General features: G+C 71.7%; 27 protein-coding genes, 4 pseudogenes and 1 riboswitch. Of the genes and pseudogenes, 14 read left to right on the forward strand and 17 right to left on the reverse strand.

The annotated features are described in order from the left end of the window. Nucleotides 1–31: 31 nt before the first annotated feature. Nucleotides 32–478 (reverse strand): hypothetical protein, encoded by a 447-nt coding sequence (locus ACY8FT_RS00870; RefSeq protein ID WP_462417065.1) that lies wholly within the window; start codon nucleotides 476–478, stop codon nucleotides 32–34. A gap of 238 nt (nucleotides 479–716) precedes the next feature. Between ACY8FT_RS00870 and ACY8FT_RS00875 the strand changes: the two genes are divergently transcribed. Beyond that, nucleotides 717–1,736 (forward strand): 4-hydroxy-3-methylbut-2-enyl diphosphate reductase, encoded by a 1,020-nt coding sequence (locus tag ACY8FT_RS00875; RefSeq protein ID WP_462417066.1) that lies wholly within the window; start codon nucleotides 717–719, stop codon nucleotides 1,734–1,736. Nucleotides 1,737–1,748: 12 nt separating this feature from the next. On the opposite strand, the gene ACY8FT_RS00880 is transcribed toward ACY8FT_RS00875, so the two are convergent. Beyond that, nucleotides 1,749–2,945: a DNA recombination protein RmuC gene (locus ACY8FT_RS00880; RefSeq protein ID WP_462417067.1), complete on the reverse strand. Its 1,197-nt coding sequence runs from the start codon at nucleotides 2,943–2,945 to the stop codon at nucleotides 1,749–1,751. A 107-nt stretch (nucleotides 2,946–3,052) separates the two neighbouring features. Here ACY8FT_RS00880 and ACY8FT_RS00885 point away from each other — a divergent pair, with 107 nt between their 5' ends. From ACY8FT_RS00885 to ACY8FT_RS00895, 3 genes are read left to right on the forward strand one after another with little or no spacing between them, the layout of a single operon-like run. Then, nucleotides 3,053–4,285 (forward strand): multidrug effflux MFS transporter, encoded by a 1,233-nt coding sequence (locus ACY8FT_RS00885; RefSeq protein WP_462417068.1) that lies wholly within the window; start codon nucleotides 3,053–3,055, stop codon nucleotides 4,283–4,285. A gap of 21 nt (nucleotides 4,286–4,306) precedes the next feature. Further along, nucleotides 4,307–5,392: a redox-regulated ATPase YchF gene (ychF, locus tag ACY8FT_RS00890; protein WP_462417069.1), complete on the forward strand. Its 1,086-nt coding sequence runs from the start codon at nucleotides 4,307–4,309 to the stop codon at nucleotides 5,390–5,392. Nucleotides 5,393–5,400: 8 nt separating this feature from the next. After that, on the forward strand, nucleotides 5,401–5,538 hold the full coding sequence (locus tag ACY8FT_RS00895; protein ID WP_462418372.1) for a DUF6608 family protein: 138 nt from the start codon (nucleotides 5,401–5,403) through the stop codon (nucleotides 5,536–5,538). Nucleotides 5,539–5,576: 38 nt separating this feature from the next. On the opposite strand, the gene ACY8FT_RS00900 is transcribed toward ACY8FT_RS00895, so the two are convergent. Together ACY8FT_RS00900 and ACY8FT_RS00905 are read right to left on the reverse strand one after the other, a co-directional pair. Continuing rightward, complete coding sequence (locus ACY8FT_RS00900) at nucleotides 5,577–5,834, reverse strand: hypothetical protein (RefSeq protein ID WP_462417070.1); 258 nt, start codon at nucleotides 5,832–5,834, stop codon at nucleotides 5,577–5,579. A gap of 70 nt (nucleotides 5,835–5,904) precedes the next feature. Then, on the reverse strand, nucleotides 5,905–6,156 hold the full coding sequence (locus tag ACY8FT_RS00905; protein WP_462417071.1) for a hypothetical protein: 252 nt from the start codon (nucleotides 6,154–6,156) through the stop codon (nucleotides 5,905–5,907). A 238-nt stretch (nucleotides 6,157–6,394) separates the two neighbouring features. Here ACY8FT_RS00905 and ACY8FT_RS00910 point away from each other — a divergent pair, with 238 nt between their 5' ends. From ACY8FT_RS00910 to ACY8FT_RS00920, 3 genes are all read left to right on the forward strand, one after another. Then, nucleotides 6,395–6,604, forward strand: coding sequence for a hypothetical protein (locus tag ACY8FT_RS00910; protein ID WP_462417072.1), 210 nt, complete (start codon nucleotides 6,395–6,397; stop codon nucleotides 6,602–6,604). A 147-nt stretch (nucleotides 6,605–6,751) separates the two neighbouring features. Then, on the forward strand, nucleotides 6,752–7,453 hold the full coding sequence (locus ACY8FT_RS00915) for a DUF4303 domain-containing protein (protein ID WP_462417073.1): 702 nt from the start codon (nucleotides 6,752–6,754) through the stop codon (nucleotides 7,451–7,453). Continuing rightward, entirely contained in the window at nucleotides 7,438–7,851 is a 414-nt protein-coding gene (locus ACY8FT_RS00920) for an SIMPL domain-containing protein (protein WP_462417074.1), read from the forward strand. Before ACY8FT_RS00915 ends, ACY8FT_RS00920 begins: the two co-directional genes overlap by 16 nt. Before the next feature lie 67 nt (nucleotides 7,852–7,918). Here the strand turns inward: ACY8FT_RS00920 and ACY8FT_RS00925 are convergent, their stop codons facing one another. Next, a complete protein-coding gene (locus tag ACY8FT_RS00925; RefSeq protein ID WP_462417075.1) occupies nucleotides 7,919–8,806 on the reverse strand; it encodes an SMI1/KNR4 family protein in 888 nt (295 codons plus the stop codon). A 580-nt stretch (nucleotides 8,807–9,386) separates the two neighbouring features. Then, complete coding sequence (locus ACY8FT_RS00930; protein ID WP_462417076.1) at nucleotides 9,387–10,004, reverse strand: FMN-dependent NADH-azoreductase; 618 nt, start codon at nucleotides 10,002–10,004, stop codon at nucleotides 9,387–9,389. Nucleotides 10,005–10,408: 404 nt separating this feature from the next. On the opposite strand from ACY8FT_RS00930, the gene ACY8FT_RS00935 reads away from it, so the two are divergent. Continuing rightward, entirely contained in the window at nucleotides 10,409–11,182 is a 774-nt protein-coding gene (locus tag ACY8FT_RS00935; RefSeq protein ID WP_462417077.1) for an SDR family NAD(P)-dependent oxidoreductase, read from the forward strand. A gap of 128 nt (nucleotides 11,183–11,310) precedes the next feature. Here ACY8FT_RS00935 and aqpZ read toward each other — a convergent pair whose 3' ends face one another. Continuing rightward, nucleotides 11,311–12,057 carry an aquaporin Z gene (gene aqpZ / locus ACY8FT_RS00940; protein ID WP_462417078.1) on the reverse strand — a complete coding sequence of 249 codons (747 nt, stop codon included), beginning with the start codon at nucleotides 12,055–12,057 and terminating at the stop codon, nucleotides 11,311–11,313. Nucleotides 12,058–12,798: 741 nt separating this feature from the next. Between aqpZ and ACY8FT_RS00945 the strand changes: the two are divergent. After that, a pseudogene (locus ACY8FT_RS00945) lies at nucleotides 12,799–12,936 on the forward strand (hypothetical protein); the annotation flags it as partial. 97 nt (nucleotides 12,937–13,033) lie between these two features. Here the strand turns inward: ACY8FT_RS00945 and ACY8FT_RS00950 are convergent. The 5 genes and pseudogenes from ACY8FT_RS00950 to fabG all read right to left on the reverse strand — a co-directional run. Next, nucleotides 13,034–13,174 (reverse strand): annotated as a pseudogene (locus ACY8FT_RS00950) (YchJ family metal-binding protein); the annotation flags it as partial. Between the two features lie 139 nt (nucleotides 13,175–13,313). Then, complete coding sequence (locus ACY8FT_RS00955) at nucleotides 13,314–14,021, reverse strand: type 1 glutamine amidotransferase domain-containing protein (RefSeq protein ID WP_462417079.1); 708 nt, start codon at nucleotides 14,019–14,021, stop codon at nucleotides 13,314–13,316. 104 nt (nucleotides 14,022–14,125) lie between these two features. Continuing rightward, complete coding sequence (locus tag ACY8FT_RS00960) at nucleotides 14,126–14,461, reverse strand: hypothetical protein (protein ID WP_462417080.1); 336 nt, start codon at nucleotides 14,459–14,461, stop codon at nucleotides 14,126–14,128. Between the two features lie 176 nt (nucleotides 14,462–14,637). Then, the gene (locus ACY8FT_RS00965; RefSeq protein WP_462417081.1) at nucleotides 14,638–15,528 is read right to left on the reverse strand and encodes an LppP/LprE family lipoprotein; all 891 of its coding nucleotides are present in this window, start codon (nucleotides 15,526–15,528) and stop codon (nucleotides 14,638–14,640) included. A gap of 155 nt (nucleotides 15,529–15,683) precedes the next feature. Beyond that, nucleotides 15,684–16,442, reverse strand: coding sequence for a 3-oxoacyl-ACP reductase FabG (fabG, locus tag ACY8FT_RS00970; RefSeq protein WP_462417082.1), 759 nt, complete (start codon nucleotides 16,440–16,442; stop codon nucleotides 15,684–15,686). Nucleotides 16,443–16,592: 150 nt separating this feature from the next. On the opposite strand from fabG, the gene ACY8FT_RS00975 reads away from it, so the two are divergent. The 3 genes and pseudogenes from ACY8FT_RS00975 to ACY8FT_RS00985 form a co-directional block, all read left to right on the forward strand. Continuing rightward, nucleotides 16,593–17,186 carry a hypothetical protein gene (locus ACY8FT_RS00975; protein ID WP_462417083.1) on the forward strand — a complete coding sequence of 198 codons (594 nt, stop codon included), beginning with the start codon at nucleotides 16,593–16,595 and terminating at the stop codon, nucleotides 17,184–17,186. Between the two features lie 321 nt (nucleotides 17,187–17,507). Continuing rightward, a pseudogene (locus tag ACY8FT_RS00980) lies at nucleotides 17,508–17,666 on the forward strand (IS110 family transposase); the annotation flags it as partial. A gap of 11 nt (nucleotides 17,667–17,677) precedes the next feature. Beyond that, a pseudogene (locus tag ACY8FT_RS00985) lies at nucleotides 17,678–17,839 on the forward strand (IS110 family transposase); the annotation flags it as partial. Nucleotides 17,840–17,932: 93 nt separating this feature from the next. Here ACY8FT_RS00985 and ACY8FT_RS00990 read toward each other — a convergent pair. Next, entirely contained in the window at nucleotides 17,933–18,625 is a 693-nt protein-coding gene (locus ACY8FT_RS00990; RefSeq protein ID WP_462417084.1) for a hypothetical protein, read from the reverse strand. A gap of 231 nt (nucleotides 18,626–18,856) precedes the next feature. Further along, nucleotides 18,857–20,572, reverse strand: a complete 1,716-nt coding sequence (locus ACY8FT_RS00995; RefSeq protein ID WP_462417085.1) for a hypothetical protein — start codon at nucleotides 20,570–20,572, stop codon at nucleotides 18,857–18,859. Nucleotides 20,573–20,645: 73 nt separating this feature from the next. Further along, a riboswitch (guanidine-III (ykkC-III) riboswitch) is annotated at nucleotides 20,646–20,709 on the forward strand. Between the two features lie 12 nt (nucleotides 20,710–20,721). On the opposite strand from ACY8FT_RS00995, the gene ACY8FT_RS01000 reads away from it, so the two are divergent. Beyond that, complete coding sequence (locus tag ACY8FT_RS01000) at nucleotides 20,722–21,039, forward strand: DMT family transporter (RefSeq protein ID WP_462417086.1); 318 nt, start codon at nucleotides 20,722–20,724, stop codon at nucleotides 21,037–21,039. A gap of 39 nt (nucleotides 21,040–21,078) precedes the next feature. On the opposite strand, the gene ACY8FT_RS01005 is transcribed toward ACY8FT_RS01000, so the two are convergent. Genes ACY8FT_RS01005 through ACY8FT_RS01015 form a run of 3 tightly spaced genes read right to left on the reverse strand, consistent with a single transcriptional unit; the run spans nucleotide 21,079 to nucleotide 23,288 of the window. Then, a complete protein-coding gene (locus tag ACY8FT_RS01005) occupies nucleotides 21,079–21,576 on the reverse strand; it encodes a flavodoxin family protein (RefSeq protein ID WP_462417087.1) in 498 nt (165 codons plus the stop codon). A gap of 33 nt (nucleotides 21,577–21,609) precedes the next feature. Continuing rightward, the gene (locus ACY8FT_RS01010) at nucleotides 21,610–22,242 is read right to left on the reverse strand and encodes a mismatch-specific DNA-glycosylase (RefSeq protein ID WP_462417088.1); all 633 of its coding nucleotides are present in this window, start codon (nucleotides 22,240–22,242) and stop codon (nucleotides 21,610–21,612) included. Beyond that, entirely contained in the window at nucleotides 22,239–23,288 is a 1,050-nt protein-coding gene (locus ACY8FT_RS01015; protein ID WP_462417089.1) for a DUF808 domain-containing protein, read from the reverse strand. Before ACY8FT_RS01015 ends, ACY8FT_RS01010 begins: the two co-directional genes overlap by 4 nt. A gap of 65 nt (nucleotides 23,289–23,353) precedes the next feature. Here ACY8FT_RS01015 and ACY8FT_RS01020 point away from each other — a divergent pair, with 65 nt between their 5' ends. Then, nucleotides 23,354–24,364: an aldo/keto reductase gene (locus tag ACY8FT_RS01020; protein ID WP_462417090.1), complete on the forward strand. Its 1,011-nt coding sequence runs from the start codon at nucleotides 23,354–23,356 to the stop codon at nucleotides 24,362–24,364. Nucleotides 24,365–24,432 lie beyond the last annotated feature (68 nt).

The raw sequence follows: 24,432 nt of genomic DNA on the forward strand, positions 1-24,432 counted from the left end.
GGACGGGTGCCCGGGGCGCCGGTCGGGGCGATCAGCCGCAGTGGAAGGACGGGATGTCGGCGGTGTACGTCTTCCAGTTGTCGATGATGCTGGCGTGCATCCCGACGCAGCGGCCCCCCATCCCGGTGACGTTCACGCCACCGGCGTAGGTGCTGAAGATGCCGGTGTCCTTGGCACCGGTGTGGTAGTCCCCGGCCGGGTGGACCGAGGCCTCCATGTAGTGGGAACCGGCGGTGTTGTCGTGGACGACCAGGCAGTTGGTGCCGCCGTTGGCCGACGAGTAGTACAGGTTCCAGCGGGCCGTGGGGTGGCTGCCGACGCTGCCCCCGTCGATCCAGGAACCGGAGCACCCGGAGCTCACGTACCCGCCCTGGATGTCCTTGGAGTCGGCCTGGGCGCCGGTCGGAGCAGCGGCCCCGAGACCCAGCGAGCACGCCGCAGCGAGGACACCGGTCATGATCTTGCGCTGACGAAACATGGATTTCCCTCCCATTTCACGGGCCGGGCGTCCGGCCCATCCGTTGTGGGGTCGACTTCCCCTGTCGACCTCCGCCAAGGACGTTAGGAAGGGGCGTGGAGCCATGGGTCCACCCGTGGGTGGATATTCTATCCGGTGGGAGTAGTTCCGCAGGGGGATGGGAGGGGTCTCCTCGCGCGCTCGGGAGGCATGTCCCGTGGCAGGGAAGGGGCACCTTCGCGGCGCCTAGAATGGAGGGGTGGATACACAGACGACCCCTGAGACCAAGCGCGTCCTGCTGGCCGCTCCCCGCGGCTACTGCGCCGGCGTCGACCGGGCCGTGGTGACGGTCGAGAAGGCTCTCGAGCTGTACGGCGCCCCGGTGTACGTCCGCAAGGAGATCGTGCACAACAAGCACGTGGTGGAGACCCTCCGCCGCCGGGGGGCGGTCTTCGTCGAGGAGACCGACGAGGTGCCCGAGGGCGCCACCGTCATCTTCTCCGCGCACGGTGTGGCCCCGATCGTGCACGAGGAGGCGCAGGCGCGGAGCCTGAGGTCGATCGACGCGACCTGCCCGCTGGTCACCAAGGTGCACCGTGAGGCCGTCCGCTTCGCCGACGACGACTACGACATCCTCCTCATCGGCCACGAGGGGCACGAGGAGGTGGTCGGCACCTCCGGTGAGGCGCCCGAGCACGTGATCCTCGTGGACGGCCCCGAGGGGGTGGCGGACGTCGAGGTGCGCGACCCGGAGAAGGTCGTGTGGCTCTCGCAGACCACCCTGAGCGTGGACGAGACGATGGAGACCGTCCGCCTACTGCGCGAGAAGTTCCCCGCGCTGCAGGACCCGCCGAGCGACGACATCTGCTATGCGACCCAGAACCGCCAGTCCGCCGTCAAGCAGATGGCCCCGGACCTGGACCTGATGCTGGTGGTCGGCTCGCGCAACTCCTCGAACTCCCGCCGCCTGGTGGAGGTCGCTCTGGAGCACGGAGCGCGCGACGGCCACCTCGTGGACTACGCCGCCGAGGTCGAGGACGCCTGGTTCGAGGGCGTCGAGACCATCGGCGTCTCCTCGGGTGCCTCGGTGCCGGAGATCCTGGTGCGTGACCTGCTGGACGACCTGGCCACCCGTGGTTACCGGGACGTGGACGTGTTCACCGCGGCCGAGGAGAAGATGCTCTTCCAGCTGCCCGGTGAGCTGCGCCGTGACCTGCGTGCCTCCGGGCTGGACGACAAGTCCACGGAGATCCGGCACGACGCGGGCGCGCTGCCCTGATCGGTCCCCGGGTCATCCCCTTGAGGTCAGCTCCCGCGCGGTGAGGGGCCTCGGGGACGCAGTGACGCCCTCGGTCTCGGGCAGGTCCTCCTGCGTGACGCCCAGCTCGTGGAACCGCCGGGCGCTCACCAGCACCCGCGACTCGAGGCTGCCCACCATCGCGTTGTAGGAGTCGACCGTGCGCGACAGCTGACGACCCATGCCGCGCAGGTGATCGGCCGAGGTCGCGATGCGCCCGTGCAGCTCGCGCCCCAGCGTCAGCACCTCCTCGGCGTTCCGCTCCACCTGCTCGTGCTGCCACACCAGTGCCACCGTGCGCAGCAGTGCCATCGTGGTGCTGGGGGAGGCCAGCAGCACGTTGCGGCGCAGGGCGTCGTCGAAGAGCGCAGGGTCCTTCTGCAGAGCGGCGGCCAGCGTGGCGTCGGTGGGCACGAAGCAGACGACGAACTGGGGGGAGCGGGAGAAGGCCGACCAGTACGCCTTGCCGGCGAGGGTCTCCACGTGCTTGCGCAGGGCCTTGCCGTGTCGGATGAGCAGCTGGGCGCGGTCGGCGTCGTCGGCGTCCTGCGCGGCCAGGAAGGCCGACATCGGTGCCTTGGCGTCCAGCACCACGACACGCTCCCCGGGCAGCCGGACGACCATGTCCGGGCGGACCGGGGCGTCGTGGGCGCTGACCGCCTGCACCTGCTCGTCGAAGTCAACGCGGTTGACCATGCCCGCGTGCTCCACCAGCCGTCGTAGCTGGCTCTCGCCCCAGGCCCCGCGGACCCCGCTGGAGGCGAGCGAGCCCGCGAGCGTCGAGGTCGACTCGTCCAGCCGCTGGGTGGAGGCGATCACCTGCAGCAGACGCTCCCCGACCTCGCCGAACTGCTCGACGCGGTCGCGCTCCAGGGCCGTCACCTGCTGCTCCACCCGTTTGAGCGAGGCCTGCAGCGGCGCCAGGGTGCGGGCCTCCTCGGTCTCCAGCGTCGAACGGCGGCGGGACTCGGTGTGCTCGTGCTCCAGGGCGCCGCGCAGGTGCTCGACCTCGCCCTCGGCGCGCTCGGCCCGCTCCTGCCACGACCGGCTGCGCTCGCGGGCGGTGGCCAGATCGGCTCCCACCCGGGAGCGCGCGAGCAGCCAGCCCAGTGCCACGCCCACCACGAGCGCCAGGAACGCGAGGGTGAGCACCAGCGGCAGGGCGAGACCGGGATCGGCGGCGTTGTCCATGGCGCGCACCCTGCCACCGCCCACCGACAGCCTCGCCCCGAGGTGGTCACGGACGTCACGTCGAAAACGGTTCGAGGCACCACCCGGGGGCCGTGACAATGGGAACCATGCCCAAGCCCCACGACCGCCACCTGGAGAACCCGACCGGTCGTGAGTACGTGCAGCTGGTGGTCGTCCTGGGGGGCCTGATCGCCATCGGGCCGCTCACGATCGACATGTACCTGCCGGCCTTCCCCGCCATCGGCAAGGACCTGCTCGCCACCGAGGCGCAGGTGCAGCTGACCCTCACCGGCATGCTGCTCGGCCTCTCTCTCGGGCAGCTGGTGAGCGGTCCCGCCGCCGACTCCCTCGGGCGCCGGCGCCTGCGCATCGCCGGGCTGGTGCTGCACGCGGTCGCCTCGGTGCTCTGCGCCCTCGCGCCCTCGGTGGGGCTGCTGGCGGCCGCGCGCGTGGTGCAGGGTGTCGCCGGCTCGGCCATCACGGTCACCTCGATGGCCACGGTGCGCGACCTCTTCCGGGGCAGTGCCGCGGCGCGCCTCATGTCGCACCTCATGCTCGTGATGGGCGTGGCCCCGATCCTCGCCCCCACCATCGGCGGTGCGGTGCTGCAGGTGACCACCTGGCGCGGCGTCTTCGTCGTGCTCGGGGCCTTCGCGCTGCTGCAGATGCTGCTGGTCTGGCGCTTCCTGCCAGAGACCCTGCCACGCCACCGGCGGCGCTCGATGGCGCCGCGGGCCACGCTGGCCACCTACCGCTCGCTGCTCGGTGACCGCATGTTCCTCGCCCTGGTGGCCACGGTCGGGCTGATGTTCGCCACCATGTTCAGCTACGTCTCCGGCGCCAGCTTCGTGCTGCAGGAGCACTACGGCTTCTCCGCCCAGCAGTTCGGCATCGCCTTCGGAGTGAACGCGGTCGGGCTCATCATCCTGACGCAGCTCAACCCGGTGCTCATGCGCACCTTCTCGCCCTACCAGCTGCTGCGCGCCGGCGTGGTCATGGCGGTCACCGCGGCGGTGGCCATGCTGGTGCTGGCGCTCACCTGGGGACACCTGCTCGGGGTGCTGGTGCCGTTGGCCGTCATCGTGGCCAGCTGCGGCCTGTGCTTCCCGAACGCGCCGGCGCTCGCGCTGAGCCGCCACGGGGAGGCCGCCGGCTCGGCCGCCGCGCTCATGGGCTGCATCCAGTTCGGCGCCGGTGGCCTCATCTCGCCGCTGACGGGTCTCCTGCCCGGCGACGGGGCCCTGCCCATGGCCACGGTCATGGCCGGCACCACGGTGACGGCGCTGGTGCTGGTGCTCTGGCTCGGCCCGCACGCGCGGGCGGGCGCCCTGGACGACTGACGGCACGTAGACTGCGCGCCCGTGGCACTCACCATCGGAATCGTCGGTCTCCCCAACGTCGGCAAGTCGACCATGTTCAACGCGCTGACCAAGAACAACGTGCTCGCCGCGAACTACCCGTTCGCGACGATCGAGCCGAACGTGGGCGTGGTCCCGCTGCCGGACGAGCGCCTGGGACGGCTGGCCGAGATCTTCGGCTCCGAGCGCATCCTGCCGGCCACCGTGAGCTTCGTGGACATCGCCGGCATCGTGCGCGGTGCCTCCGAGGGGGAGGGGCTGGGCAACAAGTTCCTGGCCAACATCCGTGAGGCCGACGCGATCTGCCAGGTGGTCCGCGCCTTCGAGGACGACGACGTGCACCACGTGGACGGTCGCGTCGACCCGAGCGGCGATCTGGAGACCATCAACACCGAGCTGGTGCTGGCCGACCTGCAGACCCTCGAGAACGCGATCCCGCGCCTCGAGAAGGAGGTCAAGGGCAAGAAGACCGACAAGGAGGTCCTCGACACCGCCCTGGCCGCGCAGAAGGTGCTGGAGGGTGGGGACACCCTGTTCGCCAAGGGTGAGTCCGCCGGCATCGACATGGACGTGGCCGCCCAGCTGGGCCTGCTGACCACCAAGCCGTTCATCTACGTGTTCAACGTGGACGAGAGCCAGGTGACCGACGAGGACTTCCGCAGCCGCATGGCCGAGCTGGTGAAGCCGGCCGACGCGATCTTCCTCAACGCCCAGCTGGAGTCCGAGCTGGCCGAGCTGGACGAGGAGGAGGCCGCCGAGCTGCTGGAGAGCGTCGGCATCGACGAGCCCGGGCTGCACCAGCTGGCGCGCAAGGGCTTCAACACCCTGGGCCTGCAGACCTACCTGACCGCCGGGCCGAAGGAGGCCCGCGCGTGGACGATCCACCAGGGCTGGACCGCCCCGCAGGCCGCCGGTGTGATCCACACGGACTTCGAGAAGGGCTTCATCAAGGCCGAGGTCGTGTCCTTCGAGGACCTGGACTCGCTGGGTTCGATGAACGCGGCCAAGGAGGCCGGCAAGGTCCGCATGGAGGGCAAGGACTACGTCATGAAGGACGGCGACGTGGTCGAGTTCCGTTTCAACGTCTGACGCGGGAGCTGGGCCGCTTCGAGGAACTGCACCCCGACGCGTACCGCGACATCTTCCTCAACTTCACGGCCGTCGCGGTCGTGGTGATGGTGGTGCTGGCCGTCCTGGAGCGTCGCAGGAGGGTGATTAGGTCAGAGGGGGTCTGACGCCCCTCGGGGCCCAGGTGGATGAGCCGGTCCCCGCATCACACGAGGAACCACCGCCAGTAGAGGACCTTGCCGAGGCGGATGACCAAGATGACCGTCAGCCAGGTACTCGGACGCACTCGCCGCAGCGGCGTGACGAGCCACACGCCCAGGACGGTGAGCGCCAGTACCCCCACGGCCGCGGCGAGGGTCCGGGCGAGTGCGAGGTCGTTGCCCACGGCCATGAACACCAGGACGAGCACCGCCACTCCCAGCAGCACCTGCACCAGGTGGAAGAGCGGCGTGGACCAGGGCACCGGCGCCCTCCCGGCCACGGACTCGGGGTCCCGCGCCGCGCCAGGGCCCGCATCCCCCTGTGCACCAGGCTCACCACGAGCGCAACCAGGAGATCACCGTGACCAGGAAGAACAGGGCCACGCCCACCCTGTGGGCGAGGAAGCCCACCGTGCTCTCCTTGATGTTGTCCCCGGTGTAGGTCTGCAGCGCCTCGCCGTCGGGCACCAGCAAGGTGTTCAAGCCGTTGCCGGAGCGCATGATGTGGACGTCACCGTCCACCTTCTCCACCGTGCCGGGGCCCACCACCATGCGGTAGCCGTCGGTCTCCGGGTCGTCCTTCAACGGCAGGATCCGCTCATGTAACGTAGGAACTTGGCGGCGTCGCGGCCTCTGATCCTCCGATCGGGTGCTTGTTTGCGACCGCACGGTGCCACGACGGCCCTGAGGGGGTGCCCGGCGGTACCGCGCCCTTCACCGCGGGGGCCGGGACCGTCGTGGCACGATCGGCCCAGCGAGAGGGAGCGGCCACGCGATGTCGGGTGGGACGGACGAGGGAGAGGCGTTTCTCTTCATTCCTGCGTTGGTGGTGTTGCTCCGCGTCGCCGAGCAGGACAAGGGCACGGCGCTCACGGAGCAGGAGGTGCTCGCGATCCGGGACGAGGCGACCTGCGTCCCGGTGACGGCGTCCATGGCTGCACGCATGGCGGAGGGGCGCGGGTTCGACGACCTGGACCCGGAGGCGTGCTGGGAGCAGTGGCAGGTCCTGCGGCTCCAGTTCGACGCGGAGTGACCTCCGCAGCCAGTTCGTGACCGTACCGTGGCAGGCATCCGACGCCTGGTGCCGGGCCGTGAGTCTCCGCACTCCATGACCAGGGTGGCGTGGTTCGCTCCCGCCGACCGAGTCGGGCCCCGGGGGTGCGAGGGCTACGGTGACCGCATGGGGGAGCACGAGGACCGAGCCACCATCGAGTACCTGGACGGGTGGAGCCGTCGGTTCGCCGAGAGCCTGGCGAGTCGTCTGGCCGGGGCCGAGGCGGAGCTCGCCGGGCAGTCGCTGTACGTGCTGGCGTTGACCACGGCGGACATGAACCTGGGGCCCATGCCGGTGCTCTGCACCGAGGAGCACCTGGCGACCCTGGAGTTCGACAGGAACGACACGGAGCGCTGCCGCCACCATCGTTGGTGGCCTGACGAGTGGGGGTGGGAGCTGGAGCACCCCGAGGAGCTGGGCAACGACCCGGCCTTCGAGCGCGCGACCTGGTGCGGGCGGCGATGGGACGAGATCCACGCCGATCACGGTCAGGACGGGGTGGACTCCTACATGGACCACTGGGAGGACCTCTCCGCGCGTGCACTCGGTTCGCCCGAGGTCCGTGACCGGCTGCACGCACTGGGTGCCGATCCGGTCCTGTACGCCACCCAGACCGGCGGCACGGGAGCGCTGGCCCGGTTCAACCCTCGGCGAGCTGCAGCGTGGCCGGGACGACGAGCTGTTCCGGGACGCCTGGGCGTACTACGCCGAGCAGGACTGACGGAGCGGCCCACACGTCCGGTGATCACCGGTGGGAGCGGCCTCGGACGGCGGCGTGTGGGCTGCCACGATGGGCCCATGGAGATATCACCGTGCGCAGTGAGGTGATCGGCTGCCGTCAGCCCGAGTTGTCCACCCTGTGGGCGTCGGTCAGCTCCGAGGGCACCGACCGGACTGTTGTCCGCCAGCGGGTCACCGAGGTGATGCGACAGCTCGTCGACACCCTGGAGGAGCTCGAGGCCGAGGTGACCCGGGAGGCCGTGCGCCGAGCCCGTGAGCGCGCCCAGGTGATGGCCGAGGCCTCGGGCTTCACGACCGTCGTGCCGTTGGAGGTGGCCGACACGGGACTGCTGGGCGACGGCGACCGCCGGCCGCCCCAGCCGCCGGCTTTCGGAGGAGCCCGCGTGCAGGCAGTCGCGGGTGCCGGTGCCGGCGAGGGTTACGACATCACCCCGCGCGAGGTGGAGGCACGGATCACCGTGGAGGCCCGCTTCCGCGCCGAGTGACGGCAGGCGACGGGGCAGTCGTCTCCCCTCGCGTGCTTCCGACGCCGCTGGCGCCTCCCCGAGGGGCCTAGCGCTTCAGCACCGTCGCGAGGAAGTGCGCCATGGAGGGCCCGTAGCGGACCCACGGCCTGGCCGCCCCTTCGGCGTAGTGCGGCCCGAACCACATCCCCGTGGCTGCGTCGTAGGCGTAGGGGAAGTTCTCGTCCCAACAACCGACGACGATGGCCTCTGGCCAGGTTTCGCGGAGGACGGCGTTCTGTTCGTGCTGGGCGACCATCTCGTCGAGCGTGAACAGGGCCACATCCACCAGGATGTGGGGATCGACCGGGGAGGCGGGGTGGCGGTAACCGTTGGTGTGCCGCAGGACGGTGCGGAGATCGTCGGGGAACGTGCAGCCGAGTCGATCCTCCGCGGCCTCGATGGCCTCGACGGTGGCCCCGGGGTGGAAGGCTGTCGGGTCCAGCAGTTCCAGGGGGTCAGAGGGGACGGGAGCCTCTGGTGGATTGTCCTGGACGGCCTCGTCGCCCTCGAGGAAGGCGTCGGCCTCCGCCACGACCATGGCGAGCAGGTCGGCGAAGGTGCCGTGGCACTCGTCCACCACATCGCCCGAGCCGATGTCCACGTTGAGGTAGACCGGCCCGTCCTCGCCCTGGTGGAGGATCCAGCGCCAGGCGTCCATGCCGGCCACGGCGATGCCGTACTCCTCGACGGTCTCGTAGTCCAAGTCCTCCTCCACGGCGTCGGCGTCGTGGATGCGGAACTGGTGGACTTCGCTGCCGTCGGGGCGGAGGAGGTCGGCGTTGTAGCCACCGAAGCGGCGGAGCACGTCGGCGTAGTCGGGCGGCAGCGGGTGGCCGAACAGCTCCGCGACGCGCGAGAGACCGGCATCGTCACAGCCGGTGACGGGCTCCTCGGGGTCGAGGTACGTGGCGGGGTCGGGCGAGTTCGTGGTCATGGTCGCAGCCTATGGGCGGGACCAGCCGACGATCCTCATGAATCCGACCTGCCCGAGAAACCGCTCCAGCGGGTGGCGCCGTCCGGGCTGGCGCCCTCGGCGGGTGCAGCCGCCGGCGAGCGTGTCGAGCTCGCGCCGCACGCGGAAGGCGTGGTGCAGGGACACCGCCCAGGCCAGCAGGATGCAGAGCGCCGCGGCGAGGAGGGCCCGTTCGGCCGTGGCCGAGGCGGAGCCCCCAGGAGGGGGTGTGGAGGTCGACGACGACGTGCTGCACCGTCGACGGCCACGTGTCGGGCGTCAGGACGCTGGGCAGAGGGGAGGGCAGCACGGCCGGCGCGTCCGTGCCGGGCACGGACGCGGGGCGGGGGATTCACTGCTGAGGGGGACATGTTCGGCAGCGTGCCAGTGACGTGACACCACTCTGACCGAACGAGGAGGAATGCGGAGCCCCTTCAGGGCATACGGAGGCCTACTCCAGACGCAGGCGCGTTTCGTGAGCTTTCTCCATGGTCCTCACCAGAAGGAACCGGCCGTTCGGGGATCGGGGCGGCCGGCCTCAGAACGACTGGGCGAGCGGGCATCAGAACGACCGGGCGAGCTCCCGGACCTGTGAGAGCGCGTCGGCCATGATCTCCTCGGCCCGGTCCGGGTCGTGGTCCATGCCCCCGGCCGCGACCTGGCTGACCTCGCAGCCGATGAAGGAGAAGACGGCCTTGATGTAGGTGGCCGCCGGGTCCTGGAGGCCGAAGTCGCTGCCGCTGGCCTGGAGGTGGACCAGCTTCTTGCCGGGCACCAGGCCCTCGGGTGCCCCGGTCTCGGTGTAGCGGAAGGTCTTGCCCGCGACGATCACCGTGTCGATCCACGCCTTCAGGCGGGTGGGCACCGACAGGTTCCACAGCGGGTTGGCCAGCACCACCAGGTCCGCGTCGAGGAAGTCCTGGGTGTAGGAGTCGAGGAGGGTGAGCTTCGCCTGCTGCGTGGCGGGCAGGTCCTCGAACGCCGTGCCTGCACCCAGGGACCGCCAGGCGGTGAGCAGGTCCACGTCGATCTCGGGGACCACGTCCAGGTACGGGCGCACCTCGTGGACCACGGCATCGTCGTGCGACGCGGTGAGGGCCTCCACGAAGGCGTCGGCCATCTGCATCGAGCGGGAGTGGCGGGAGTCGAGGGGGTGCGCACGGACGACGAGGACCTTCACGGGGGCTCCTGGGCGAGGCTTTTCGGGAGTCGACGAAGACGACTCGACAGTAGGGCCCCCGGGGCCCGGTGTCGATACCGCTGGGCGAACCCGCGCCACTGGCCCCCGCCAGCACGCTCCGCGACGGCAGATGTGTGCCTGCGTTCCAGAACCTGCGCATTCACCGTGCAGGTTCCGGAACGCAGGCACACATCTGCGCCGACGTACGGACGACATGGCCTCCTGGGCGCTCCCGATCCACGAACGGCCGACCTCTGGTGGGGTGTCGGGCCGTTCGCGTGCGACCGGTGGTCGCACGCGAACGCCCGGCGTGCCCCGGGCCTGAACCCCGTCGGGCCCGGGGCACGCCGGTGGTTCGGGCCTCCCTATGGTGGGAGGACCGGAACCGACACAGGGGGACTTCCATGATCGACTTCACCGACAAGGTCGCACTCGTCACGGGTGCCTCGTCCGGCATCGGGCGAGCCATCGCGCTGACCCTCGCCAAGGGTGGCGCCACGGTCGTCAACGCCGACCTCACCGAGCAGCCGCGGGAGGGCGGCAACACGACCGTCGAGCAGATCACCTCCGAGGGCGGCGCGGCCTCCTACGTGGAGCTCGACGTCACGGATCCCACGGCCGTCGAGGCTGCCGTGCAGGAGACCGTCACCCGCCACGGCTCTCTGGACATCCTCGTGAACAACGCGGGCGTGCTGACCAGCGGCTCGATCCTGGACACGGACGACGACACCTGGCGCAAGCAGTTCGCGGTCAACGTGGACGGCACCTTCTTCTGCACCCGGGCGGCGATCAAGCAGATGCTGGCGCAGGGGCGGGGCGGCAAGGTCGTCAACATCAGCTCGATCAGCGGGTTCCGGGGCAACCCCGAGTTCGCGGCGTACTGCGCGTCCAAGGGCGCCATCCTCAACCTGACCCGGCAGGTCGCCATCGACTACGCGCCGCACGGCATCAACGTGAACTCGGTGGCTCCGGGCTTCGTCACCACGGAGATGACGGCCCTGTACGACCAGCCCACCAAGGACGCCCTCACCGGCCAGACCCCGCGTGACACGTGGGCCACCCCGCAGAACATCGCGGACGCGGTGGCCTTCCTCGCCTCCTCCATGGCCGACCACGTGGTGGGAGAGAACCTGCTCGTCGACGGTGGCTGGACCGTCGGCACCCCCGTGCGCGCCTGAACCGGACACGCTGAAGGTGGGGCTGACGCGGCGTCGACGCCGCGTCAGCCCCACCTTCAGCGTGTTGGGCCGGGGCCGGGGCGGATGCTGGCGCGGCTCGTCGGCCGAACCACCCCGCCCCGGTCCGCTCAGACGGTCTCGTCCAGATCCTCGAGCACGTGGTCGGAGGTGTCCGGGAAGAGCGCCTTGTAGGCGACGCCGGCCAGCACGGCACCCACGATCGGGGCCACGATGAACGCCCACACCTGGGAGAGCGCATCGCCGCCGGCGAACCACGCGACGCCCAGCGACCGGGCCGGGTTCACCGAGGTGTTCGAGATCGGGATCGACACCAGGTGGATCAGGGTGAGCGACAGACCGATGGCCAGCGGGGCGAAGCCGATCGGGGCCCGCTCGTCGGTGGCGCCCAGGATGACCAGCAGGAAGATCGCGGTGAGCACGACCTCAGCCAGGAGCACCGCCATCAGCGAGTAGCCGTCGGGGGAGAGGGCGCCGTAGCCGTTGGTGGCGAAGCCGGACTCCGAGGCCGAGAACCCCTTCTTGCCCGACGCGATGGCGTACAGCACGCCACCGGCCGCCGACGCGCCGACGACCTGGGCCACGATGTAGGGCACCACCGCCGCCCACTCGAGGCGGCCCGCCACGGCGGCACCGATGGAGACGGCCGGGTTGAAGTGCCCGCCGGAGACGTGCCCGACGGCGTAGGCCATGCACAGCACGGTCAGACCGAAGGCGAGGGCGACACCGAGGAAGCCGATACCCATGTTCACGTTGGGGTTGTCGGACAGGACGCTGGCGGCGAAGATCGCGCTGCCGCAACCGCCGAAGACGAGGACGAACGCACCGAGGAACTCAGCAGCCAGTCGGCTGCTCATGCGGGGATGCACAGGGACACCTTTCGTGGATGACCGGCCATCGCCGCTGCGGCTAGGCCAAACGGCGAGTGTACCCGGCCCGGGCGCGCCGGGCCATTCTTCGAGGGATCTGCTGCGGGGTGGCAGGACGGGCGTGCTGTCCGTCGCATAGTGCAGCAGACGACCTGACGCACGGGCATGGGACACAGGGGACTCGCGGTCACCAGGAGGCTCACGGTGGCACTCGCGGTGACGGACACCGGGCTGGCGGCGACTGCCACGGTGGCTGTCCCGCAGGGCGCCGTCCGGGCGGCCGAGGACCTGCCCCCGGCCAGCACCTCGGCGGGCGCGGCACCCGCCGGGGCGGAGCCCGCGCAGGACACGGCTGCGGTGCACGAGGGCACCACCTTCCTGGTGAACTCGGCACCGGGAAAGCGCGCGCAGTACGCCGTGGCCCAGCGCATCCGGGCCGCCGGTGGCAGGGTCGTGACCTCGTGGCCGGCCATCGGCGTGACGGTGGGCAAGGCCCCGGACGCTCGGGTGGAGGCGGTCGTGCGGGCTGTGCGACGCGCGCCGGAGGTCGAGTCCGCCGGCCGGTCCGGTCACCTGCAGCCCGACGAGCCGCGGGTGCCTGTGCGGAAGGTGGCTCCCTCGGCCCGGCGGCAGGTGCCGGGGCCGGTCGCGGACCGCTCCCGCTCGGTGGCCGCCAACCGCCTCGCGACCGGCAAGGGCGTCCGCGTCGGCATCGCGGACGCCGGCGTGATGCCCGAGCACGAGGAGTTTGCCGGCCGCTTCGATCACACCCGGTCGGGCTCGTGCACCAACGGCGGCGTCTTCCGACAGGGGCTGGGTCGATGGCGTCCGCCGGCCACCAACGGCGGGGACCCCCACGGCACCGCGGCCGCCAGCGTGGCGCTCGCCGGTGACAACGGGGTCGGGCTGCGCGGCATCGCGCCCGGGCGACGAACTCGACCTCACCCGTCTGCTGGCCCGGCTGGCCGTCCAGGGTGTCGACGACCTCCAGCCCGAGCCACTCCACCCCGCCCACGTCCACCGACGGTGGCCGGGTCCGTGGGTGCCGGGTGCGCCAGAGGTGGTCGGCGTCCTCCAGCACGAAGGCGGAGTAGCGCGAGCGCATGAGCGCCTCGGCGGTGGAAGGCAGCTCCTCGGCCCTCAGGCAGGGGCTGCAGCAGGCGCGCAGGTCGGGGGATCCGCACGGACAGGGGTGGTGGCCATGGCGGCATCGTCGCACCGGGTGGCGTCCCGTCCCCCGGGCGTCAGACGTGCTCGGGAGCCGCGTCCAGGGCCTCGACGAGCGCCTCGCCCACGCCCTTGGCGCTGGTCGGGTTCTGGCCGGTGATCAGCGGCCCGTCCACGACCACCTTCTTGGCCATCGGCACCGGTGCCTTCGAGTAGTTGCCGGCGCGCTGGGAGAGCTCGTCCTGCAGGTTGAACGGCACGGCGTCGCCACGGAAGGCGGCCTTCTCCTCGGCCCAGCTGAACCCGGTGACGCTGCGCCCGGAGAGCAGCGGCGAGCCGTCGGCCCCGGTGGCGTCCAGCAGCCCCACCGGGCCGTGGCAGACGGCGGAGACGGCCTTGCCCTGCCCGGCGAAGTCCGAGACCAGGCGCGTGACGGTGGGGTCCCGGAAGTCGAACATCGTGCCGTGGCCGCCGGCCAGGAAGATCGCGTCGTAGTCGTCGGCCGTCACCTCGGAGGCGGCCCGGGTGGCGTCCAGCTGCCGCATGTACCCGGGGTCGGCGTAGCGCTTCTCCGTGCCGCCCATCCGGAGCACCGGGGGCAGCAGGCTCACCGGGTCGAGCGGGACCTGCCCGCCGCGGACGCTCACCACGTCCATCTGGTGGCCGGCCTCGGCCAGGGCGTCGTGCACGTGGGTCAGCTCGCCGAGCCACAGGCCCGTCCGGTAGCCGACCTTCTCGTAGCGGGCGGCGCTGGTGACCAGCGCGAGGACGCGGGCGTTCTGCATGGTGCGGACCTCCTGCGATCGGGGTGGGCCCGCCGGGTGGGCGCGGCCCGTGCTGTCCTCCATCGTCGCAGCGGCTCCCCGGGGGCGCGACCGCACCGCCGGGATCAGGCGGTGGGTCGGATCGCCGTCACCACGGCGTAGCCGGCGGTGGAGTGCACCCGGCCGTCGGTGTCCGCGTGCTCGGTGAGGTGCTGCTGCAGGGCCTCCAGGAGGGCCTCCCGGCGCTCGCCGCCGGCATCCAGCATCCAGGCGTGGGTGGGGCTCCCGTTGAGGTAGAGGTCCATGCCCTCCTGGACGCTCGTGAAGTTCCACGGCAGGTCTCGGTGCTCCACGTGCACCTCGTCGAACCACGGGGCAAGGCGCTCGCGGACCACCTCGCCGCGCCCACAGGCCATGTGGGGCGGCTCCTGGCTCGCGCCCGCGGAGACCGCCGCGGTCATGCGGTCCCCGAGGCGTCGCGCGACGAGCTCGGCGAGGGGGGGGCGAGAGGCGGTGGGCGGTGGGGGCGTAGTCCGAGGCCGACCAGACGTCCTCGGGGCGGGGCGGTGTGGACATGACCGCACCCTACATGCGAACGGTTCTCATGCAGGGTGCGGTCATGTCCGAGGCGGTCGGGTCACAGGCCGGGAGGCAGCTCCCCGGAGTGGACCACCTTGCCGGCCTTGTCGCTCCAGGTGAACTGGGAGACCGCCCGCCCGGACGCCTCCGCGTTCGCCTCGCCCTCCTTCGGGTAGCGGTAGGTCACCTCGAGGGTGTCGTCGTCCACGCGGCGGACGTCGGGGAAGAAGCCCGGCGCCTTGGCGAGCGTGGTGCCCAGGTACTCACCCTCGTGGAAGAGCATGATCTGGAAGGGCGAGGATGCCGTTCCCCGGATGCCGAGGGTGATCCAGGACAGCCCGGCGCACGGGTGGTATGTGGAGCCGTCGGCCTGGGACCAGACGATGTCCGGGTCGTCCGGGAAGGCCGGCGGCACCTTGTCCACGTTCTGCAGGAAGGCGTCCTGCTCGCTGAGCTGAGCGCACTCCTCGCCGTCGTCGCCGCCGGAGGAGCTGGGGCGGGCCTCCTCGGAGCTGCTCGTGCTCGGCTCGGGGGCGGGCTGCTCTGCCGACGGTGCCGGCTCCTCCGGCTCGGTGGGCTGCTCGGCCTCGTCGCCCTCCTCCGCAGGTGCCTCGTCACCGGACTCCTCCGGCGGCGCGTCCACGGGCTCCTCGGTCGTCCCGTCCGGGGTGATCGGCGCGGTGGCCTCCTGGCCGGGGCCCTCGCCGGCCCCGTCGCTGCCGGTCTCCTCCGTCGTGTCGCCGCCCGCGGCGTCCTCCGCCGGTGTGTCGGCTGCCGGGGTGTCGGCCGCCTCGCTGGCCGGGGCCTCGGCGCTCGGTCCGGCGTCGCCCCCGCCACCTTGGTCCGAGCCTCCGTCGTCCCCGCCGCAGCCGGTCAGCACCAGAGTGGCTGCGAGGCCGGCCCCGGCGATGCGCGCGGTCCAGTCCGTCGTGAGTCGTCGTGTCGTCATCTCGTCCCCCTCGGGTCGATCCTCACCGCACCCCCTGTGCGGCGGGGCCGCTCTCGTGTGGGCGGCCCTCCTCCGACCGTAGGACGCCGCCGGGGGCCGTGGAAGCCCCCGGCGGTAACAACTCCCTCTCAAAGCGATTCGGCGTCGGCCCGTCCTCAGCCCTCCAGGGCCTCGGGGGTCTCCGGCAGCACCTGCCCGCCGTCCACGACGATGCCCTGGCCGGTCACGTAGCGTGCCCCGTCGGAGGCCAGGAAGGCGGCGGTCTCGCCGATGTCCTCCGGCTCGCCGAGGAAGCCCAGCGGCACCGTGCGGGCCATCTGGTCCATGTACTCCTGGCCCATCTCCTCCAGGCCGGGGGTGACGATGTTGCCGGGCAGCACGGCGTTGACGGTGATGCGGTCGCTCGCCAGCTCGATCGCGGCCGACCGGACGAAACCCATCTGTGCCGCCTTGGTGGCGCCGTAGAGCGACCAGCCCGGGAAGCCGGTCAGGTTCCCCGTGATCGAGCTCGTGAGCACCACGCGCCCCCGGCCCGACTCCCGCAGCGCGGGCACCGCGGCCTGCACGACCTGCAGCGTGCCGCGCACGTTGATGTCGAAGATGGTGTCGAAGTCCTGGGCGCCCGCCTCCTCGATGCGCGCCTGCGGGTAGACGCCCGCGTTCGAGACCAGCGTGTCCAGGCCGCTGAGCAGCTCGGCGGCACGGGCGACGACCTCGCGGCAGGAGTCGGCGTCCCGCACGTCCAGGACGAGCGCGCGCATCCCCTCGCCGCGCGCCGTCTCGCACTCCTCCTCGGTGACCCCGGTGACGACGACCTGGGCCCCGTGGCTCTCCAGCGTGCGGGCGATGCCCGCCCCGATGCCCAGCGTCCCGCCGGTGACCAGTGCCTTGCGATCCTGCAGAAGCGCCTCCACGGCAGCCCCTTCCCCTCGGTGATGGTGTCCTTCGACCATAGCCCTCGTGTGGCGGGGCAGGAGGCCGCCCCGACGGGCGCCGGAAGGGCGCGCCCCGAGCTGTGCCCCGGTCCTTGATGTCCCGTTGAGCGGAAGACATCGTCACGTTCCGTGAAGACCCTCCCCCCGGCCCTGACCCCGTTCGTGCGCTCGGATGCCGTCGGGGCGCTGCTGGCCGAGACGCTCGGGCGTCCGGGGGAGGAGAGCTCGCTGGCGGAGCTCGGTCGCCGGACGGGTCTGGCCCCCAGCGTGGTCCACCGGGAGGTCGTGCGGCTGCTGGAGGGGGGCGTCCTCGTCGACCGGCAAGAGGGGCGCAACCGCATGGTGCGGGCCGACCCCGAGCACCCGCTGTTCGCCCCGATGCAGGAGATCATCGCCGCCACCTACGGGCCGGTTCCCGTGCTGCGGGGGCTCCTCGAGGGGATCGAGGGGGTCCGGTCGGCCCACGTGTTCGGCTCCTGGGCCGCGCGCCGCTCGGGGGAGACCGGCCCCTTCCCCAACGACCTCGACCTGCTGGTGGTCGGGGCGGCGCGGCGGCGGGACCTGGCACGGGCCGCCGACGCTGCGGGGCAGGCGCTCGGGCTGGAGGTCAACGTCACCCGACTGACCCCGGAGGAGTGGGAGGCCGACGAGCCCTCGCCCTTCGTCCGCACCGTGCGATCGCGCCCGCTCGTGACACTGCTGCCGGTGGACGACCGTGACTGAGCTGCCCGGCGAACTCGCGCAGCAGTGACTCGGCGTCGCGCGGTGACGTGTTCATCGTCCCCGTCACCTTCTTGGTGCTCCCACTCCGTGGGGGTTGGTCGCTGGGCCGGGTATGACTGATTGCCCCTGATGTGGTCATGATCCGGGGGGTGTCGCGGGGTCTGGTGGCCCGGTGATGACTGCTGATAAGGGCCCGGCCCCGACCTGAACCTCGGAGGTCTCAACGCGGACGTGGGTGCCAGCACGCCGCGACGTGACCCATGTGGCGACCACGGTTCTGAGCACCTCACAGGAGGACCGCCAGTGATCACCACCGACCAGATCGCCGTGGCCCGCGAGGTCGGCGCCCACGTGGCCTACCTGCCCGGGCTGGCGATGCGCCGGATCGCTGACCTGCACCCCGGCAACGCCGAGACCGACGCCCGCGGCGCGTACGTGATCGCCGAAGCCGCCCGCACCACGCCCCACGCACCGCGGACACCGGTGAGGAGGCCCTGGCCGACCCCGTCAGCCGCGCCCACTACGACCGCAACCGAGCCCAAGGCAAGAAGCACAACGCCGCCCTGACCTGCCTGGCCCGACGCCGCTGCGACGTCCTACACACCATGCTCAAGAACGGCACCACCTGCCAAACACCCACCGCCGCCGCTTGACCAATGCCACAGGGACACCCCCGGGGCCAGCAAAGGCAACCGCGTGTTCTCGGTGGCCAAGAGGCGGCACGTGGCGCGGGCAGTGTGGCGAGATCAGCAGACGTCGAAGCTCATGCCGGTGATGAAGATCTGCTGGGCGGTCGTGCCGGTGCTGGACGAGAAGTCGAGGCTGAAGGAGGACAGCGGGTCGGCCATGGTCACCGTCGAGCGGTTGGCCAAGGTGTCGGAGTTGACCGGGCTGGTGCCGGTGGTGCGCAGCGGAGCGGCGGTGGTGCCGTCACCGACCACGGCTCGTCCGTTGGTTGCCGTGGTCGGGGCCGGGCTGAGGACGATCGAGTCCCGGTACCGCGTGCCGTCGTTGTCGATGTCGGCCACCGTGAACTGCAGGTTGGAGACCTCCTGGCTGAAGGAGAAGGTCAGCACCTGACCGCCCGTGCCCTGTTGCTGCAGCTGCAGACCGTCGTGGCGCAGGTCCCCAAGGCCGTTGTAGCCCTTGTTGACATTGCCCGCGGCGGTGAGGTTGTTGGCCAGGAGGGTCTTGCCGCCGTAGGCCCGGGTGGACAGCGACACGGTGACGGTCGAGCCGTCGGAGCCCGTGAAGGTGTAGGCCATCGGGACCGGGTTGTACGAGCTGGGCTGGGTGAACGCACCGGTGTAGGACACGCAGGAGGGACTGGCGGCCACGGCGGGAGCGGCAGCAGTCAGGCTGATGGCAGGTGCGGTCCACAGGGCACCCTTGGCGACGGTGCGGCGGCTGAGGGCGGTGTTCTGGTGCGAGGTGTTCATGGAGGGAGGCCTTTCGGTCTGCGACACGCTGGCGGCGTCAAATGGTCAGTGGGCAGGGGAACTCCCCTGCCCACTGATCATAGCAGGGGAGCTCCTCTGCCCACTGACCATAGGGTGGACCAACTGCGGGCCCACCCGCCCGGGCTGGGCGCTCTGTGAAGAGCAACTTGCAGAGCGTCTTTCCCGCGAACCCGTGGCCGAAGTCACCTCGTCTGCCCGCGGAGCCCGGCATCACCCGGGATCGATGAAGTAGCTCTCGTCCATGCCGGGGTGCGGCTGCACCGGCACCACCTGCAGGCGCACCCGCTCCTCGGCCCAGCGGCGCTCCTCGACGGACTCGCGCGCCTCGTTCAGCAGCTCGCACTGCTCGGCGGTCAGGTAGAACTCCACCTTCTCGCAGGCGTGGTTCAACCGGGCCAGCTTTTCGTAGTCCTCCTCGTCGCGGACCGCCTCGAGGAACTGGTCCACCCGGGTCTGCACGGTCTGCCTGCGGACCCGTCGCATCAGCGTGGGCAGCAGGTCGATGGTGCCGTCCTCGCTGACGATGATGACCATCGACCCCTTGCCCTCACCGGCCAGGTAGCGGATGGCCGAGTTGTAGCGCGCCCCGCGGCTGGCGTCCCCGGTGCCCGTGGCGGCGCCGTCGAGGATGACGCCGACGGCGTGGCAGGCGCCGTAGGGGTCCACCAGCACCGCGCCGTCGATCTTGGTGAGGTTCTTGAACGCGCGCCCGCCCAGCACGGTGGGGGTGATCGTGAACGACTGCGGCAGCAGGCGCTTGCCCTCGTTCGCGGCGTCCGGGTGCACTACCAGCATCGTGCCGTGCTGCTGGCCGGCGCAGACCTGGGCCATGTCCCACAGGACGTCGGCATCGGCGTCCTGGCCGAAGACGCGGCGCACCGTGTCCGAGAAGGTGTCGGGGTTCATCGCCTCGGTGGGCACCGAGGGTTGGCCGTGGTCCATGCGCAGCAGGGCGGTGGACCCGTGCCACAGCTCCCACGCGCCGTTTCCGACGACGTCGATGACGAAGCAGTCCTCGGCGTCCAGGTCCCCGCGGGTCAGGGAGCCGAGGCCGAATGCCGTGCGTCCGTCGGTCAGCAGCCGGAGCCCGCGACCGGACATCTCCAGCATCTTGCGGAAGTGGCTGGGCGCGGTGAGCGCCGTCTCCTGGTCGAACAGGATGTCCTGCGTCACGCCCGGGTGCTCCGGGGCCGCCAGGATGAGCGAACCGAGGCTGGCGCGGCCCTCGTAGGTCTCCGCGGAGACCGCGTCGAGAGCGTCGCGCAGGCCGTGCGGGTACTCCTGCCCGGTGCGGGAGACGACGCTGTTGACGAAGCTGTCGGCGGCCGAGCGCAGGATCGCCCCGGCATCGACCCCCATGAGGGTGGCCGGCACGACGCGGTCGAGCTCCCGGGAAGCGGCGCGCAGCACGTCGGTGATGATCGCCTCGGGGAAGGACTCGTCGATGACCAGTCCGCTGGCCTGGTGGCGGTGCAGGCGCGGCAGTGCCTCCAGGGAGCTCTCGCGGAAGGCGAGCACCGGGAAGACGCGGTAGCTGCCCACCACCACGCTCAGGCCCACCCGCAGGGTCCGGTCGGCGAAGCGGGCACCGTTGGTCAGGGCGTCCGTGACGACCTGTCGGCGGCAGCCCTCCAGGCGAGCCGCGTCGTAGTGCTCCGAGGCCGTGAACTCGTCCTGCTCCATCGGCTCGGGCAGGGCGTCGAACTGCCGCTGGGCGGAGCCGAGCAGGGTCTCCAGGCCGGTGACGTCGAAGGCCCGGCGCGAGGGCTCGATGAGAACCGGCAGCGACTCGTCGGCCTCCGGGAGGCCCACGAGGAAGCCCCGTGCGTCGAGGTCGACCCCTGCCCGGTCGAGTGCCTCGTCGGCGAGCTGCTCCATCGACCACCGGAGGTCGGCCTGTCCGTCCCACATCACGCGCGCAGTCACGGTGCCGATCTTCGCAGCACCCGGCCCCGGTTGCTGGATTCGACGCGTGTGAGGTGGCCCCTGTTAACCTCCCGGCGAGCCCGACCGGCTCCCGGGCGAGGGTGGTCGTACCCGGCGACGCGACAAGACGACCACGCGAGGAGTTCGTCATGGCGTGGATCGTGCTGATCATCTCGGGCCTGTTCGAGGCCGTGTGGGCCACCGCCCTGGGACGCATCACCGGACCGCAGAGTTACGGGGCGATCGCCGCCTTCGTGGGTGGGTCGATGGTGTCGATGTGGGGTCTTTGGTGGGCACTGAAGACGCTGCCGACCGGTACCGGCTACTCGATCTGGGTGGCCGTCGGGGCCGCGACGACCGTGCTGTACGCCGTCAGCACCGGTGAGGAGCCGTTCAGCCTGGCCAAGGCCCTGCTGCTGGTGGGTCTGGTGGGCTGCGTCATCGGCCTCAAGCTCGTCGACGGCTGACGCGCCGGGAGCCGCCCGGCCGTCGTCCACGGTGCCGGCTCACCCGGCGGTGGAGACCAGCGCCGACAGCGTGGCACCCAGCTCGTAGGCCGCCTCCTGCTCCGGCGTGCCGACGTCACCGAGCACCTCCAGCACGGGGGCCGCCCGGCGCCAGGGCAGGGCCCCGGCGATCGACTCCACCGCGCGCACCGCACCGCCGGTGTCGTAGCGGCCGTGGACGTACAGACCCCACGGGATCGCGCCGGAGGGGGCGGTGCCTCCACCCGCCCCGCCGTCGTCGTCCAGCCCGCCGCCGACGTGCAGGAAGGTGCTGTCGAAGAAGTGCTTGAGGGCCCCGGACATGTACCCGAAGTTGGCCGGGGTGCCGAGCACGACGCCCCGGGCGTCCAGCACGTCCTCGGCCGTGGCCTCCAGGGCAGGGCACACCACCACCTCCACCCCCTCGATGGCGTCGTCACCGGCCCCCTCGACCACGGAGCGGGTGAGCGCCTCCACATGGCGGGAGGGGGAGTGGTGGACGATCAGCAGGCGTGCCATGCCGCCCATGATGGCAACCGCCGCCCGGGGCGGTCAGTCCCAGTCGACCTCTGCGGCCACTGCTCGCCACTTCTCGGCGAGGGTGTCGACGTTCTCGTGCGCGTTGAGCCCCGACGGCTGCGGCACCACCCACAGCGGAGCTCCGGCGACGGTGTCCTCCCGGCGGCCCAGGACGGCCTTCCGGTCCTCCCAGGCGTCACGGAAGGCGGTGACGCCCGCGACCGCCACCACGGGCAGTCGGCCGGAGGCCTCGGCCAGCTGCGGCACGAGCTCGGTCAGGCGCTGCCGTCCGGCACGCAGCTCCTCGCGCGTCAGCTCGTCGGCGCGGACGGTCGCGCGGGCGACGAGGTTGGTGATGCCCAGTCCGCGCTCGCGCAGGTGCGCGGCGTCCTCGTCCGTCAGGCCGTGGGCGACGTCCAGCTGGTGGCCGGTCAGCCCGGCGCGGTGCAGCGACGGCCAGAAGCGGTTGCCAGGCCGGGCGAAGGGCGCGTTGACCGCGGCGGTCCACAGCCCCGGGTTGATGCCGACGACCAGCAGGCGCACGCGGTCGTGCAGCAGGTCGTCGACGGTTTCCCCGGCGAACTGCGCGAGCTCGTCCCGGCGCGGCCGGCGGCCACCCAGCGGGGAGGGCCGGCGAGGATGGATCGGTCCGGTCCGTCCCGTCACTCGTCGGTGCCGGCGCGGCGCGAGCCGGTGGCCCCGTTGTCGGACCCGCCGAAGGAGACCCCGGCCTCCTGCAGGTCGGCCCGACGCTCGTGGGCCGGCGGCAGGTGGCTGCCGTGGGAGGTCGACCGGAAGGGCAGCAGGTGCATGACCAGCACGACCACTGCACCCCAGACGAGGCCCAGCAGCATCGCGCAGACGGTGTCGACCAGCCAGGCGGCCACGCCGCCCACGCCGGGCAGGTGGTGGGCGGGCTCGGCCAGGTGGTGCACCAGGGCGTAGGGGGCGTGCCACCCGAGGTCGTCCAGCCCCTTGAGGATGATGTGGCCACCGACCCACAGCATCGCGAGCATGCCGATGAACCCGATGGCCGCGAGCACCGTCGGCATGGCCTTGACCATGCCGCGGCCGAGGCGGGACATGAACGAGCCCTCGTCGTTCTCCCGGGCCAGGTGCAGGCCCGCGTCGTCCATCTTCACGATGAGCGCGACGGCGCCGTAGACCACCACGGTCATGAGCAGCGCGACCACGACGAGGATCAGCGCCCGGTTGAGGATCGGCTGGTCGGTGACCTCGTTGAGTGCGATCACCAGGATCTCGCAGGAGAGCACGAAGTCCGTGGTGACGGCGCTCTTGACGACCGACTCCTCGTCCTCCTCGCTGCGCTCGGACTCGGCCTTGCCCTCCTCGCCGTGGCCGGAGAGCTTCTCCCACACCTTCTCGGCTCCCTCGTAGCAGAGATAGGTGCCGCCGAGCATGAGCAGGACCATGAGGGCCTGCGGGAGGACGACGCTCAGCAGCAGCGCCACCGGCACGATGATCGCCTTGTTGCGCAGCGAGCCCTTGGCGATGCGCCAGATCATCGGCAGCTCGCGGTTGGGCTCGGCCCCGTGCAGGTACTGCGGGGTGACCGCTGCGTCGTCCACGACCACGCCGGCGGTCTTGACGCTGGCGCGCCCGGCGCCGGCGGCAATGTCGTCGGTGCTGGCCGCCGCGAGGCGCGCCATGGCGGCGATGTCGTCGAGCAGGGCAGCGAGTCCGCCGGCCATGGGTCCTCCGAGGAGTGGGGTGCGAGGGCTGCGCCAGCCTACCGGCGGACGACTACCGTGTCGCCGTGCGCGAACCGACGAACACCGCCGTCCCCGACGTTCGCGACGCCGGTGTGCTCGCCGGGTGCATGGGGCTCGGCGGCCCCTGGGACGACTCGCCCGTCACCGACGAGCAGGTCGAGCAGGCCGCGTCGATGGTGGAGGCTGCGCTCGCCGCCGGGGTCACCTGGTTCGACCACGCCGACATCTACACCCGCGGCAAGGCCGAGGCGGTCTTCGGGCAGGTGCTGGCCGCCCGCCCCGACCTGCGGACCCGGCTCGCGGTGCAGACCAAGTGCGGCATCCTGCTGCCCGGTGACGGCCCGCTGGGCTCGGGGGCCGCGCACGGTCGATACGACAGCTCGCCCGACCACGTGCGGCGCTCGGTGGACGCGAGCCTCGAGCGGCTGGGGGCCGACCGGCTGGACTGCCTGCTGGTGCACCGGCCGGACCCCTTCACCCACCCGGCCGAGCTCGCGGCCGTGCTCGACGACCTGGTGCGCCAGGGACTCGTGGCGCAGGTGGGGGTCTCCAACCACGATCCGGCCCAGGTGGCTGCCCTGCAGGCGCACCTCGAGGCACCGCTGGTGGTCGACCAGCTGCAGCTGAGCCTGGCCCACCCGGCCTGGCTGGAGGCCGAGGTGCTCGTGAACACCGCCGAGGGCGCCACCGTCGGTGCCCGCGTCGGAGCCCTCCACGAGCTCGACGCCGCCGGTGTGCGGGTGCAGGCGTGGGGTGCGCTGGCCGGCGGTCGGTACTCCGGCCGGGCGCGGAGTGACGCGACGCCGGCCGAGCAGGAGCAGGACGCCGCGACCTCGGCACTGGTGGCCCGGCTCGCGGCCGAGCACGGCACCACGCCGGAGTCCGTGGTGCTGGCCTGGGTGCAGGCACACCCGGTGGGCATCGCGCCGGTGGTCGGCACCACGAGCCCGCGACGGTGGGAGGCCTGCACGGACGCCGTCGCCGGCCGGGTGCGACTGACCCGTGCCGAGTGGTACGCACTGTGGGTCAGTGCGCGCGGGCACGACCTCCCCTGACGACCGGGCGACCTGCGCCGGACCGGAGCGGGTTCCGGGTGCTGCCGAGGGAGGGGACCCCCTCGCGT

Source organism: Kytococcus sp. Marseille-QA3725 (assembly GCF_054950055.1).

Excerpts from the sequence above, each read along its gene's own strand:
- ACY8FT_RS01015 (WP_462417089.1), bottom strand. The coding sequence starts at position 23,288 with ATGGCCGGCGGACTCGCTGCCCTGCTCGACGACATCGCCGCCATGGCG.
- ACY8FT_RS00965 (WP_462417081.1), bottom strand. The coding sequence starts at position 15,528 with ATGACGACACGACGACTCACGACGGACTGGACCGCGCGCATCGCCGGG.
- ACY8FT_RS00960 (WP_462417080.1), bottom strand. The coding sequence starts at position 14,461 with ATGACCGCGGCGGTCTCCGCGGGCGCGAGCCAGGAGCCGCCCCACATG.
- ACY8FT_RS01000 (WP_462417086.1), top strand. The coding sequence starts at position 20,722 with ATGGCGTGGATCGTGCTGATCATCTCGGGCCTGTTCGAGGCCGTGTGG.
- ACY8FT_RS00885 (WP_462417068.1), top strand. The coding sequence starts at position 3,053 with ATGCCCAAGCCCCACGACCGCCACCTGGAGAACCCGACCGGTCGTGAG.
- ACY8FT_RS00990 (WP_462417084.1), bottom strand. The coding sequence starts at position 18,625 with ATGAACACCTCGCACCAGAACACCGCCCTCAGCCGCCGCACCGTCGCC.
- ACY8FT_RS00925 (WP_462417075.1), bottom strand. The coding sequence starts at position 8,806 with ATGACCACGAACTCGCCCGACCCCGCCACGTACCTCGACCCCGAGGAG.
- ACY8FT_RS01005 (WP_462417087.1), bottom strand. The coding sequence starts at position 21,576 with ATGGCACGCCTGCTGATCGTCCACCACTCCCCCTCCCGCCATGTGGAG.
- aqpZ (WP_462417078.1), bottom strand. The coding sequence starts at position 12,057 with ATGAGCAGCCGACTGGCTGCTGAGTTCCTCGGTGCGTTCGTCCTCGTC.
- ACY8FT_RS00935 (WP_462417077.1), top strand. The coding sequence starts at position 10,409 with ATGATCGACTTCACCGACAAGGTCGCACTCGTCACGGGTGCCTCGTCC.
- ACY8FT_RS00880 (WP_462417067.1), bottom strand. The coding sequence starts at position 2,945 with ATGGACAACGCCGCCGATCCCGGTCTCGCCCTGCCGCTGGTGCTCACC.
- ACY8FT_RS00870 (WP_462417065.1), bottom strand. The coding sequence starts at position 478 with ATGTTTCGTCAGCGCAAGATCATGACCGGTGTCCTCGCTGCGGCGTGC.
- ACY8FT_RS00915 (WP_462417073.1), top strand. The coding sequence starts at position 6,752 with ATGGGGGAGCACGAGGACCGAGCCACCATCGAGTACCTGGACGGGTGG.
- ACY8FT_RS00955 (WP_462417079.1), bottom strand. The coding sequence starts at position 14,021 with ATGCAGAACGCCCGCGTCCTCGCGCTGGTCACCAGCGCCGCCCGCTAC.